This window comes from Tetragenococcus koreensis, from assembly GCF_003795145.1.
Classification (GTDB): Bacteria; Bacillota; Bacilli; order Lactobacillales; family Enterococcaceae; genus Tetragenococcus; species Tetragenococcus koreensis.
Genome location: NZ_CP027786.1, coordinates 485,614 through 499,101, shown reverse-complemented (window position 1 = coordinate 499,101; position 13,488 = coordinate 485,614). Strand labels below are relative to the sequence as shown.

Genomic DNA, 13,488 nt, shown 5'->3' with positions numbered 1-13,488 from the left:
TATTTTCATACTTATCTTAAGTTATTTTGCAAAAGAAAAAATTGATAGCTATCAAGATTTGTATTTTTTCTTACGATTTAGCAATAATCGCATCCCATTAAAAATGACAACCAGAATACTTAATTCATGGACAAACATGCCACTAGCCATATAGATATAACCAAAAATCAATCCTAATAATAAGAGCAATACAGTACCAAGCGCAATTAGAATATTCTCTTGCATATTATAAAATGTCTTCTTTGTTAAGTGATAAGCATCCGCTAATTTTTCAAAACTTGATTGCATCAAAACAATGTCTGATGTTTCAATAGCAACTTCTGTTCCGCCTCCCATAGCAATCCCAATATCACTCAAAGCAAGCGATGGACTATCATTAACGCCATCGCCGACAAAAGCAGTTTGATGGCCTTCATTTTGTAATTGGCGAATATAATCGGCTTTATTTTCTGGCAGCAAATTTCCATAAACTCTTGTTATTTCAAGTTCTTGCGCAATAGTTTCGGCAGTTTCTTGATTGTCACCGGTCAGCATGATTAACTCCTTGATACCCATTTGTTTTAAATGCACTAAAGTCTCTTTAACACCCGGTCGAACTTGATCTTTAATACCGATTAATAAAGACAATTGTCCATCAATAGCTACCATAACTAAAGAGTTCCCTGAAGTTTGTAGTTTATGAATATCACTTTGCATTTTTTCTGTAAGTTCAACATTATTTTCAGTCATTAAAGATTGATTACCCACCAGTACATTTTTGTCAGCCAATGTTGCCGCAATTCCTTGGCCTTTAATCACATTGGTTTGGGTGACAGATAAATAATTGGAAAGACTAGCATAATCTAAAATCGCTTGTCCTAACGGATGATCGGATTCTCTTTCAACACTAGCAGCAATTTTTAAGCTTTCAGCTGGATCATCTGTATAGTTTCTGATAGCAGCAACGCTTGGCTTACCTACTGTCAAAGTGCCTGTTTTATCAAAAACAAATGTGTCAACTTTGCTAAACCCATCGATGACTTCCCCACCTTTAATCAATATGCCACTTTTGGCTCCACTTCCGATACCAGCAACATTTGAAACAGGCACACCAATAACCAAAGCGCCCGGACAGCCCAAAACCAAAATAGTGATGGCTAAACGAACATTTTGACTCAAAATACCCACAATTAAAGATAAAATAAGCACGGCCGGTGTGTAATATTTTGCAAATTTATCGATAAAACGTTCGGCACTGGATTTACTATCCTGCGCTTCTTCTACAAGTTCGATAATCTTGCCAAAAGTAGTATCTTCACCTATTCTTTTGGTCTTTATTTTTAAGGTTCCGTTGTCTAAAAACGTGCCCGCAAAAACGTCATCGCCTTGTGTCTTTTTACTTTGCTGCGATTCACCAGTCACGCTGGCTTCATTCAGGTAACCTTCTCCTTCGTAAATAGTTCCATCTACGGGAACTTGAGCCCCGGTTTTTACTAATAAGCGATCATCTTTAGCAATATCATCAATTTCAACTGATTCATTTTCTCCGTCAGCTGTTATTTTTAAAGCACTTTTAGGTGCCATTTTTGTTAAAGATTGAATTGCCGTACGTGTTTTTTCCAAGGTTTTTTGTTCTAAAAAACTGCCGAATAAAAACAAAAAAGTCACAATCGCTGACTCATTATATTCACCAATCAAAAAAGCGCCAAAAACCGCGATGGTAACTAACAAATCGATACTAAGCACTCGAACTCGTAATGCTTGATAAGCTTGCAGGAAAATCGGCAGCACTCCGATGATTGAAGCAATAATCAGTGCAATTTGATAACCTAATGACCACGTAAAGATAAATTTTGCGATACTAGCAAAAATAATCAATAGACCAGTAATAAAAGCCAAATGATTTTTATGCTGCATAATCCATTGTTGTATTTTCAATTTTTAATCTCTCCCTTCTTTACAATTACAGTGTACTTAAAGTAGTGAAGAAAAAAATTGATGGCCATCAAGAAATACGTTTTTCGTTAGAAAAATGAACGGCAACTAAATATCAAGCAAACTTTATTAACTATTTAAGAGTTGAAAATAAATGGTATTCAATTTGGCATTCAAATTGAAAAATGAGAATCGGAACATTATTGACAAAGCTATAAACATTGATATAATAGACTTTGTTGTAAAGCGGATGTGTTGGAATTGGTAGACAAGCATGATTCAGGTTCATGTGGACATTGTGTCCGTGTGGGTTCGACTCCCACCATCCGCATTGATATAATAGTATTTTTCAAATTAAGCAACTTTATAGCTGAATAACTTATTAAAATTCATGGCATACATAATAAACTTACCTTTTAAAGGTAAGTTTTTTTATTTTTTGTTCGCTTTACAATGCAAACGTTCGTTCCTATAATAGAATATAAGCTTAGAAGAAAGAAACAGAAACATATAGACAGAAAACAAAGGGGTGATCGCTATGCAAACTGTAAGAGGTAAAGTATCAAAAATAAAAGTGCTAAAGCTGAGCACTCATCCACTTGTCCATTTTAAAATTGATGATGTAAGTTGTTTGATTGCCAGCCACTCACTTAATTTTCTGTATGATGTAAAAGAAGACAGCCAAATTGTTGTTTGTGGTTATTCTAATAGTAGAAACCAGTTTGTCGTTAAAAAATATTGTGTGATAAACACGCCTATGCCAGCTTGAATGGACTTGTATCTTTATATATTTAAATACCTTACTAGGACAATTAGGATTAAATGGTGACTAAATTGGTTATAAAACTTTCGCTAATTTTTCTAAGTTGGTCCTATTCTGATAAAGTGATTATTTGGAGGCGTAATTTTGAAAAATACTATAATGAATCACCCATTTGGGTAGTTTTAGATTTAGCTTCTATAGGCAAATTAAGATTTTTTGTAAATTATTTAGTTGATAAATATCCTACAAATAATTATTTAAAACTCATCAATAACAATATACGCTATGTCTCTGATATTCGTAATTCTTGTGCCCATAACAAGCCGATTTTATTAAATTTACAAAAAACCAGCAGAATATACAAACCAGTATTTACAAATGCTCAACGTATGGGGTTGAAGAAAGAAGAAATTAAAAATTTAAAAGTTGCAAAAATCTTTTCTGTTTTTGAACTATATAGAATTATGTGTTCTCAGGGTATGAATTATCATAGATACCAGGAATTTTCTATTTATTTAGATAGAGTTGAACAAACGATCGCTTTGCACGAACAAAATAACGATATTAAGCGTTTCTTTAGTTCTTTAAGAAAAATACTTGACGAGTTCAAAAGCGAATGATACTGTTATAGTAACATATGAGGTAGAAACCTCGCTTCGCCTCCTTTTTAGGAAAGCGTAGTAATACTGATTAAGAAGAGATCGCTAATATCTCTTCTTTTTTTGTGTACCCATGTCAATGCACGAGAAAAAGCGAGCAAAAATACATCTTATGTTGTTTTGCTCACTTTTTTATCTTAATTTGCTAAACTTTATCTACAATTGCTCTAAATCAATTTGCTTGTAATCCACATACGCCCGATAAAACAAATCCATCACCTGAAATAACGGCATCATGCTGAAAATTTCGTGCGTGTCTTCGCCAATTTCCGTAGATTGGTAGTATAAATTGTAGGTAGCTTTTGAAGCCAGGCGATTTCTACTCATATTAGTAATCGATAAGATAGGAATATTTTTTAACCTCATACGATTCAAAATGTCTTCTCGAGGCTTATTTTCTCCACTTAATGAAAGAACAATCATCAAATCTTTTTCTGTAATCGAGCCATCTAAAACAATGCTTAGCTCTTTTTGCGATTGTAAATGTATCGGAAAACGTTGCAGCGGAATGACGCTGCGCATGAAATTCTGCAAAACATCCCGTTGACCCCAACCGGTTCCATAACAGTAGATCGAGTCTGCACGATCGAAAGCTTCTAACACAGGAGTAACATTTTGCTGGCTGAAAATCTTAGCTGTTTGTAATAAGTCCTCTTGCTGCATAGCCACAAAAGATTGCTGCTCTTGTTGTTGTAATTTTTGCTGTTTCAATGCGTATTTAAATTCACTATACCCAGAAAAACCTAGTTTTTGAGTAAAACGTAAAATAGAAGATTTTGATGTCAAGGTAACTTCTGCCAACTGGATAATGGACAAATATTTGCACTCTTCTTCATGGTTAATAATATATTTAGCAATATGTTGGTCATTTTCATTTAAATGATCATAATGTTCATTAATTAAAGTTTCTATATTCAAAAGTTTCAACCTCCACTAATTTGTGTTTTAATTGTAACACAAGGCGGAAGTGCAACTAAAAAATGTTACCAGGACGTTTTTTTAATTTATACCAACACAAAAGGCTCTCAGATACTAAAACAATTTAACATCTGAGAACCTATCCTTTATTCCACTATTTTAATACTGGCCAGAAATCTTTATTAGCTTCAATTAAATCATCCAAAATTTGTTTTGCTACCCGTGCGTTAGGTACGATACGAGATAGAGTAAGAGCTTGCCATAATTTTTGATACGATCCTTCCATCCAAGCTTCAACGACCAATTTTTCTACCGCTACTTGTTGTTCCATCAATCCTTTTTGGAAACGAGGGATAGAACCTTGGGTCATAGGCTCTGGTCCTTGCGATCCTACAATACAAGGAACTTCTACCATGCCTTCTGCATCAAAGTTTTCTACTGCTCCATGATTTGGCACAATTAGAAGCATACGTTCTTTGGTGTTATAGGCAATTGCTCGAGCTAGATCAACAATATAACTTGCATGATCATCAGCCACTAATTTTGCGTCTTCCGCTGTTTTAATGTTAGCGATACGGTTACATTCACTGAACACATTTTTTTCACGATGATCCATGACTTCATTGGCACGTGTATATTCTGGATCGCTATGCTCTGCTTCATCTTGTGGGTAGAAATAATATTTCAAATACGTATTCGGTAAAGTATCCGGATCAAGCCATTGTACTTCTTTGGCTTTACCAAAGGTGTAGGCCCAGCTTGGTTCTATTTCTTCATCAGAAGTTCCTTCTAATTCACTTGGCGTAACATAACCATGTTCTTTAACCCAATCGATTAATTGCGGCATTAAGTCATTTCCATCTTTATCGCGAATATCTGTCCACCAGCCAAAGTGATTCAGGCCATAATAACGAACGACCATTTCTTTACGAGATTTTAAGCCTAATACTTCTGCCATGCGATGTTCGATTCCTACTGGCATGTCGCAAATGTTGATGATCTTGCTGTTAGGACGGAGTCTGCTTGTCGCATCGGCTACGATTGCTGCCGGATTCGAATAATTTAGCATCCAGGCATCTGGCGAATATTTTTCCATGTAGTCAAGGATTTCCAAGACTCCACCGATGGAACGCATTCCATAAGCAATTCCACCAGGACCACAAGTTTCTTGACCAATCACACCATATTTCATTGGGATTTTTTCATCTTTTTCACGCATTGCATATTTCCCAACACGGATATGCGCCATGACAAAATCAACATCAGTAAAAGCTTCTTCGGGGTCAGTAGTAGTTTTAAATTCGATTTCCGGTGCACGTTCTTTGATAATAATTTCTGTCGCATCGGCCACTTGTTTTTGTCGCTTAGCATCATTGTCATAAAATTTTAATGAACGAATAGGAAATTTGTCCAAGTTTTCTAACAACATTAATACAATTCCCGGTGTAAATGTGCTTCCGCCGCCTGCTACTACGATTGATTGTTTTTTCAAAGTCATAAAATTATTCGTCTCCTTCGTAATTCTTGTTTTCATCTTCTACAATTTCTTCAAAAAACTCTCTTACTTTCGGCACATCAAGTCCAACAATGACTTGAAATGCTTTCCCGTTTCGTACAATTCCGTGCGCACCGCCTCCTTTAAAGAAATCATCTTCTAATACTTGTCCTTCATCTGCCACAGAAACGCGCAGCCTCGTTGCGCAATTGGTCACATCTGTAATATTTTGCGCACCTCCAAGTCCTTCTAAGAATTGAGCGGCTTTTTGTGCATTTGGATTGTCACTTTCTCTAATGCTAGACATGGCCACACCGCCTGTCGCTTGTTTTTCTTTAAAGTCTTTTTTACTGTACATTTTGACTTCACCGCTATCCTCACGTCCTGGTGTTTTAATATTGAATCGAACGATCGCCCAGCGGAACAAGAAGAAATAAATCACTGAAAAGGCTAAACCCACGCCTAAGAAAATAAATATAGCGTCTTTATGATTGGCCCACATTGGTAAAATAAACTGGGAAAAGTTAGCGATGAAACCACCACCAATAGAAGCCGATACACCCATTGCGTACATAATCATACTCATTGATGCAGCTAACAACGCATGAACAAAAAATAATTGCGGTGCTAGGAACAAGAAAGTAAATTCAAATGGTTCCGTAATACCTGATAAAATTGCAGTAAGTGCTGTTGGGATAACTAAAGCCATTGTCTTTTTCCGATTTTCCGGTTTGGATGTTACTATAAAAGCTCCTCCAATTCCAATTGGTGCAAATACTTTTGAAACATTTTGGAATTGAAATCCTCCCCCAGGAAAAAGTTCTCTTAAAGAGTCAGTAGAATTGGCAATTTCTGATAAATGTTCAAACCAATAGCTGATTGTTCCGCCTTGAACAACTGCGGGACCTAAATCAAATGGCTGATAGATAAAATGGTGCAGACCGGTTGGTATCAAAATTCGTTCCAAGAAGACATAAATACCAATGCCAATTGTTCCACTTGAAGCCATAAACCCTTGTAATTGGGCAATGCCATCTTGAATCGGTGGCCAAACCCAGGCAGCTAAGAAAGCTAATGGCAATGCTGCAATAAATCCTAAAATAACGACAAATGAGGAACCAGAGAAAACGCCCAACCATTCAGGTAGCGTAGTGTCGTAAAACCGGTTATGTAAATAAATCGCTACACCAGCTAATAAAATTGCTCCGATAATACTGGTATCAAGAGTTGTTACACCACCGATTGACTTAATTCCTATCGCATCTGGATTGCTTAAATCAACGCCAAAATTCCACGTCTGCAAAATAGCGTTCATAAAAGTGTTCCACGTCATATAAATAACAAATGATTCCAATACTGCACGACCACTAGCCTTTTTTGCTAAACTAATCGGTAACCCAATAACAAAGAGCAACTCCATATTATTGAAGACTGTCCAACCGCCTTCTTCAATCACTCCCCAAATATTACTCCAAAAGGTTCCTTGTGTGGCAATAGAACCAACAATATCGGGATTTTGAAAGACAGTCGATAAAGCTAAGATAATTCCGTTAAATGCAAGCAATAAAACAGGTACGATCATCGCCCCGCCGAAGCGTTGAATTTTTTGCATCATTACTCTTTCACTTCCTCATAAATTTAATTTGAAATCGTTTGCTGATTTAAGTGTAGCAAATTTTATTATGAATGATAGGGTTTACAAAGCAAATGGAACTGTACTTCTCATTTCTATATTTTTCCTATTTTGTGGGAAAATTCCCAATAATTTCTTATTTACCAATATCCCTTAATTGCCAAGGATTTAACAAGTTTAAAAAGAGAATTATTCTTTAATTTACAAGAACAAAAAAATTGAGAAATGGTATGATGATCCACTTCCCAACGTCTAAAATATAACAAACAGATGAGCTATTATATTAGCCCTTCTATTAGACATTTCTTGAAAACAAAAAGCAAGTGAATATCCTATCGCTAGGTTACATTCGCTTGCTTTCATTATTATATTCAGTTTGATTAACTTAAATATTCAGTAAATAACTGTTTGTAAATATCAATATAATCAAAATACATCGATTTTGCCAAACTTTCATTATCTTTATGCATGGTGTCATTACCAGGCCCAAACATTGTATAATCAAAGCCTTTTGGTTGGTTAATTAAGAATTTTGAGCCATCTGTTCCGCCAGAAACGCCCATGGTCAAAATTTCATCGGTTGAAAACGTCATTCCAGTTAATTCAGCTGATTTTTCAGCTGCTTTAATTTCGTCATCTGACATTTTTTGGTTTTGCACATAAGGTTTTCCGATTTTTTGAATAAGCTTAATCAAAGAAGAATCTTCTTTTCCAGTAATAGCAATGGTGTTCATTGTCACTGAATAATCAATTTGAGCATCCGTCTTATCATTATACTCAGCAATGGCTTCTTTAAAGATGCCTTCCAATTTATCATTGGTAAATTCAGGAATGGTTCGCATATTAATTTATGCTTGAGCTGAAGCGGGAATTGCATTGATTTGATTACCGCCATTAATCACGTCAATATTAAATACTGTACCGCCCAAGACATCATTATTAATACCGTCTGTTGCTTGCTTGATTTTGCCTTCAATGTTAGCTAGCAAATGTAATAGGTGTTCGACAGCATTAACACCTGCTTTAGGCATCGAACTGTGAGCAGCCTTCCCTTTTGAATTTACGGTAACATTTAGTTCACCTTTATTACCATATACACAACGATAACCGCTTGGTTCAGCGATCATCAAGGCATCCACATCTTTCATATAACCTTGTTCAGTCAATTTTTCAGCGCCCAATTGTCCCACTTCTTCACCACTAGTTGCTAGTAATTTAATGGTGCCATTAAGCGGTGTTCCTGCTTCTTTTAGTTCAATCATCGCAATGATCAAAGCAGCTAAACCAGCTTTCATATCTGTCACGCCACGACCATAAAGCATATCGCCTTTTTCAACTAATTTAAATGGATCAGTATCCCAATTTTCTTCATCAACATCCACCACATCCATATGTCCAGAAACAGCTAAAACTGGATGACCTTCACCTAGCGTTGCGACTAGATTTGCCCGATTATCACCAAATGGTAAAATTTCATTGTCGATGTCGGCATCATCCAACACTCTCTTTAAAATTTTTGCAACATCCATTTCATCGCCGTTGACCGATTTGATTTGAATGATTTCTTGTAATAAAGACATTTTTTCTTTTTTATCCAAATTAAACACTCCTTACAAAACCTACTTACAATAATAGTCTAGCACTTATTTTTTTCAAAATGAAAAATAACGCATTTTAAGCTCGACTTCTTAACTATAAATATACTAAAAAGTAGGATTTTCCAAAACAGCTTTTAATTTATCAATTCCAATATCGATTTCTGCTTTGGTGAGTGTCAGTGGAGGTAAAAGCCGCAAGGTGTTCGTCCCGGCATTTAAAGTTAATAATCCTACATCAGTTAATTCATTGATTACATCTGCTACCGCAAGACTTTCTTTTAATTCAATCCCGACCATTAGCCCCTTACCACGAATTTCTTTAATATATTTAGGATTAATGGTAGTTAGGCGTTCAAAAAAATAGGTACCTTTTTCTTGGGCTTCTGACAACAAATCGGTGGTTTGTATAATTGTTAACACTTCATTGGCAACCGCCATCGCTAATGGGTTCCCTCCAAAAGTCGTGCCATGGCTTCCAACTCCAAAAGCCGACTTCAATTTTTCTTTGCCTACCATTGCGCCAACTGGAAAACCATTGCCAAGTGCTTTAGCCGAAGTAAAGATATCAGGTTCAATCTGGTATTGTTCATAGGCAAAAAGCGTTCCGGTTCGGCCGATTCCAGTTTGTACTTCATCGATAATCAAAAGGACATCGTTATCGTGACACAGTTGAGCGACTTGCTGCACCCATTCAATATCGGCTGGAACGATTCCGCCTTCTCCTTGAATTAATTCCACTATGACTGCAGCCGTATTTTGATTGATTTGTCTTTTTAAAGGAGTAATCTCATTAAAGGGTAAATAAACAAAATCTGGAACCAACGGTGAAAAACCAGCTTGTATATTGGCTTGTGGGGTAGCTGACATTGCTCCATATGTCCGGCCGTGAAAAGAGTTTTCAAAAGAAATGATCTCTGACTTCCCCGTATATTTTCTTGCTAATTTGATTGCAGCTTCGTTAGCTTCAGCGCCGCTACTGCAAAAGTACGACAAAAAATCCTGCCCATTAGCTAATCTTTGTGCAACAGCTTCCTGCAGATGGTTTTCGTATAGATTGGTGGTATGCCAGATTTTTTGGGCTTGTTCTATTAATACTGATTCGATTAAAGGATGCTGGTAGCCAAGATTTGTCACACCGATCCCACTGGTAAAATCAAGATAGGCGTTACCTAAATTGTCCTTGGCCCAACTGCCTGTCCCTTCTACAATCTCAAATGATTTTCTTTGGTAAGTGGGAAATAAATAACTTTTCATCTGAACCCATCTCCTCCTGCTATGGTCTGCTGGTAAAATTTCTACAAGCCGATTAAAAAATGACCCTCACAAAACCTTATGCTCTATTAAAAACTTTCTATAGCACCAATGAAGTATGCGTTTTCAAACGATTCAATAAATCGATTCTTTTTTATATGCGGCGTTCGTCGAACCATCCGTTTGTGCACTTGATTACAAAGATATACAACAATTTTCTTGAAATACTTTTGTTTAAGAACTTTAAAAGCCGCTTAAATTCATTCCAACTGTCATCTACAATTTCATCGTAACATAGGATGAAGCTCTTTGTCAGAGTTTTGACAAAAGACAATGTTTAGAAAAATAAGAAAAAACTGCCTACTCAATTAGTAGACAGTCTACAAAAGTTTTTAGATTGGTGAGCTAGCTTAGATACTCAGCAAACAATTGTTTGAAGATTTCTATAAAGTTAAAGTACATCGGTTTTGATAAGCTTTCGTTATCTTTGTGCATCGTATCGTTACCGGGACCAAACATCGCATAATCAAAACCTTCAGGTTGGTCGATCAAAAATTTTGAACCGTCCGTACCGGCGGACATACCCATGGTTAAAATTTCATCGGTGGAAAACTTCATCCCCATTAATTCAGCTGATTTTTTAGCTGCTTTAATTTCATCATCTGACATTTTTTGGTTTTGTACGTAAGGTTGACCAATTTTTTGGATGAGTTTAACCAAAGAAGAATCTTTTTTTCCAGTAATAGGAATGGTATTCATGGTCACTGAATAATCAATTTGCGCATCTGTTTGATGGTTATATTCAGCAATCACTTTTTTAAAGAGTTCTTCTAATTTATCATTAGGGAATTCAGGAATCGTTCGCATGTTAATTTGTGCTTGCGCTGATGCGGGAATCGCGTTGATTTGATTACCGCCCTTAATCACATCGATATTAAATACAGTATCTCCTAGTACTTCATTTTTCGATGCCATCCGTTGCTTCTTTGATTTTATTTTCAATCTTATTTAACACCTGCAACAAATGTTCAACAGCATTAATTCCTGCTTTTGGCATTGAGCTGTGAGCAGCTTTCCCTTTAGAATTAATCGTTACATTTAGTTCCCCTTTATTTGCATATACACAACGATAACCACTTGGTTCAGCAATCAGCAAAGCATCGACATCTTTCATATAGCCTTGGTTTGCCATTTTTTCAGCCCCTAATTGGCCAACTTCTTCGCCGCCAGAAGCTAATAACTTAATGGTTCCCTTAAGTGGAGTTCCAGCTTCTTTTAATTCGATCATCGCAATCACTGACGCTATTAATCCCGCCTTCATATCCGTTACGCCTCGACCGTAAAACATGTCCTCTTTTTCAACTAACTCAAATGGATCAGTATTCCAATTTTCTTCATCAACATCAACCACATCCATATGGCCAGAAACGGCTAATACAGGATGCCCGCTCCCTAAAGTTGCGACTAAATTTGCACGATTATCACCAAATGGCAAAATTTCATTAGAAATTCCCGCTTCATTTAGCTCTCGTTGCAAGGTCTTAGCTACCTCTTTTTCGTTACCGTTGATTGATTTGGTTTGAATCATTTCGGAAAGTAAATCTACTTTTTTCTTTTCATCCATTGTCAGCACTTCCTATACGAATTATTTACAAATTAATTATAACGCCTATTTTCAATAATTAAACTAAAACTTGAAACCTCTTTTTACAGTCTTATCCCTTGCTATGCAGGCATTTTCTAAAGGAAAATTAACTTGTCCCCGTCCCTTTGAGTTGATTTTGGACCGAAGAGGGAAGCTTGGCAAGAAACTGCTCGATAATGTTATTTAAAACCGTCTCATCTAAGACATATTCGTTGGCGAAAGCTTCTTGAAATAAATCCAATAACTGCAAGATTGCTTCGGCCACGGAAAACTCGGAAAGCTCATCGAGTAGAAGATAAAACAACTCCCCCAACGTGCGGTCGTCTTTACTCTCACGTTCTTGAACGGCTAAAATCATATAGGCAACTGCAACGAGCGTGGTATGAGCGAAAATGCCATCATAGGAAAGGCCTTGGTATTTCGCTAATTTTAGGTATTGTTTACACATTTTAAAGTAAATTTCAATATTCCAGCGTCGGGAATAAAGCTGAATGATTTCGTCTTCGGTTAAGGCTGGATCTGTGGAAGCCAAAACGAGATACTCATTGCGCTTATTGCGATTTCGAATATAGACTAATTTTATCGGCAATCTCTCGTTGTCAACCAGGGCTTCCACTTGGACGCTTAGGAGATAACGTGAGCGGCCGCGACGCTTTTTATTGGCTTGAAAGATTTGTTTGACATCCATCATTTGTCCTTGATAACGATAATGCACCTTCTTTGAACGTTTGATCATGGCGACGCAGTGGCATTGCAAGGTGCGAATCTCTTGAAACATTTTAGGACTCGAAAACCAGGTATCAAATAAGACATAGTCGGCTTGGACGCCTTGTTTCAGCGCCTCACGTAAGAGTTCTACCGTTACTTCTGTTCCTTTGCGGAAAGCCTGTGCGCGGCGTTTTCCCGCGTTTGTCCGTTGGTCCCCCAAGGGGTTATTTGATTGGATTTTTCGCTTTCCTGAAAGCAGCGAAAAAGCGACAGGGATAAAGCTATTGCCGTCACTCCAGCCTAACTGTAAATAGCGAAAGCCTTTCAAATATTTCTTTTGGGCGTGATCATATTGGAGTGCTGCACATTCGACTTTTTGAGCATTTAAGCGTGTGTACATGGAATCATCGATGATAAAGGTCGTTTTCCGATCTTGACTTGTTAGCGGACGTAAAAAAGCCAAGACCGCTTTTGCAATCAAAATCTGAAGTTTTTGCCAGTGGATCCGTGGATCATTTAACAAATTTCGAAACGTTTTATCGGAAAAGGGGAGTTCTTCTTTTTGTTTTCGATAAGAGCGATAGGTCGAGCCATGGGTAAAAATCGAAGCCAGTAAAAAAGAAAAAATAACAGAAACTGGATGCCCTTTCTTGTGCTTTGCGTTGGATTTTTTCAGCGCATCAGAAAGATGGAAACGATGGAAAAAGTTCGATATGGAATGCGAAAATTCTTCCGAAGTTGAGTTTGTTTGTGTTATAATTGACATAGCATGAACACTCCTTGGTTAGTGGTTTTTGGTTAACTCTATTATACCAAGTTTGAGATCGTTCATGCTATTTTTTTGTTAAATTTGTCTGATTTATCAAGGGATCAACGCTATTTTGGTCCTTTCAAGTTTTAGTAA

At 36.8% G+C, this 13,488-nt stretch carries 12 protein-coding genes and 1 tRNA gene; 3 read left to right on the top strand and 10 right to left on the bottom strand.

Going from position 1 to position 13,488, the window contains the following annotated elements:
* Positions 1 to 51 precede the first annotated feature (51 nt).
* The gene (locus C7K43_RS02415) at positions 52 to 1,917 is read right to left on the bottom strand and encodes a heavy metal translocating P-type ATPase (RefSeq protein ID WP_124005392.1); all 1,866 of its coding nucleotides are present in this window, start codon (positions 1,915 to 1,917) and stop codon (positions 52 to 54) included.
* A gap of 243 nt (positions 1,918 to 2,160) precedes the next feature.
* On the opposite strand from C7K43_RS02415, the gene C7K43_RS02410 reads away from it, so the two are divergent.
* The 3 genes from C7K43_RS02410 to C7K43_RS02400 all read left to right on the top strand — a co-directional run bounded on the left by C7K43_RS02410 (position 2,161) and on the right by C7K43_RS02400 (position 3,297).
* A tRNA-Leu gene (locus C7K43_RS02410) sits at positions 2,161 to 2,245 on the top strand.
* 207 nt (positions 2,246 to 2,452) lie between these two features.
* Positions 2,453 to 2,683 (top strand): hypothetical protein, encoded by a 231-nt coding sequence (locus tag C7K43_RS02405; RefSeq protein ID WP_124005391.1) that lies wholly within the window; start codon positions 2,453 to 2,455, stop codon positions 2,681 to 2,683.
* 56 nt (positions 2,684 to 2,739) lie between these two features.
* On the top strand, positions 2,740 to 3,297 hold the full coding sequence (locus C7K43_RS02400) for an Abi family protein (protein ID WP_226996712.1): 558 nt from the start codon (positions 2,740 to 2,742) through the stop codon (positions 3,295 to 3,297).
* A 195-nt stretch (positions 3,298 to 3,492) separates the two neighbouring features.
* Here C7K43_RS02400 and C7K43_RS02395 read toward each other — a convergent pair whose 3' ends face one another.
* From C7K43_RS02395 to C7K43_RS02355, 9 genes are all read right to left on the bottom strand, one after another.
* Positions 3,493 to 4,254: a MurR/RpiR family transcriptional regulator gene (locus C7K43_RS02395; RefSeq protein ID WP_124005389.1), complete on the bottom strand. Its 762-nt coding sequence runs from the start codon at positions 4,252 to 4,254 to the stop codon at positions 3,493 to 3,495.
* Positions 4,255 to 4,408: 154 nt separating this feature from the next.
* A complete protein-coding gene (locus tag C7K43_RS02390) occupies positions 4,409 to 5,752 on the bottom strand; it encodes a 6-phospho-alpha-glucosidase (protein WP_124005388.1) in 1,344 nt (447 codons plus the stop codon).
* A 4-nt stretch (positions 5,753 to 5,756) separates the two neighbouring features.
* Positions 5,757 to 7,364: an alpha-glucoside-specific PTS transporter subunit IIBC gene (locus tag C7K43_RS02385; RefSeq protein WP_124005387.1), complete on the bottom strand. Its 1,608-nt coding sequence runs from the start codon at positions 7,362 to 7,364 to the stop codon at positions 5,757 to 5,759.
* Between the two features lie 398 nt (positions 7,365 to 7,762).
* The gene (locus tag C7K43_RS02380) at positions 7,763 to 8,224 is read right to left on the bottom strand and encodes a M20/M25/M40 family metallo-hydrolase (protein ID WP_124005386.1); all 462 of its coding nucleotides are present in this window, start codon (positions 8,222 to 8,224) and stop codon (positions 7,763 to 7,765) included.
* A gap of 6 nt (positions 8,225 to 8,230) precedes the next feature.
* A complete protein-coding gene (locus tag C7K43_RS02375; protein ID WP_124005385.1) occupies positions 8,231 to 8,980 on the bottom strand; it encodes an ArgE/DapE family deacylase in 750 nt (249 codons plus the stop codon).
* Between the two features lie 105 nt (positions 8,981 to 9,085).
* Positions 9,086 to 10,234, bottom strand: coding sequence for an acetylornithine transaminase (locus tag C7K43_RS02370; RefSeq protein WP_124005384.1), 1,149 nt, complete (start codon positions 10,232 to 10,234; stop codon positions 9,086 to 9,088).
* Positions 10,235 to 10,636: 402 nt separating this feature from the next.
* Positions 10,637 to 11,206 (bottom strand): M20/M25/M40 family metallo-hydrolase, encoded by a 570-nt coding sequence (locus C7K43_RS13570; protein WP_124005383.1) that lies wholly within the window; start codon positions 11,204 to 11,206, stop codon positions 10,637 to 10,639.
* The gene (locus C7K43_RS13565) at positions 11,190 to 11,855 is read right to left on the bottom strand and encodes a M20/M25/M40 family metallo-hydrolase (RefSeq protein WP_124005382.1); all 666 of its coding nucleotides are present in this window, start codon (positions 11,853 to 11,855) and stop codon (positions 11,190 to 11,192) included. Before C7K43_RS13565 ends, C7K43_RS13570 begins: the two co-directional genes overlap by 17 nt.
* A gap of 127 nt (positions 11,856 to 11,982) precedes the next feature.
* Positions 11,983 to 13,350: an IS4 family transposase gene (locus tag C7K43_RS02355; RefSeq protein WP_124005381.1), complete on the bottom strand. Its 1,368-nt coding sequence runs from the start codon at positions 13,348 to 13,350 to the stop codon at positions 11,983 to 11,985.
* Between the last annotated feature and the right edge of the window lie 138 nt (positions 13,351 to 13,488).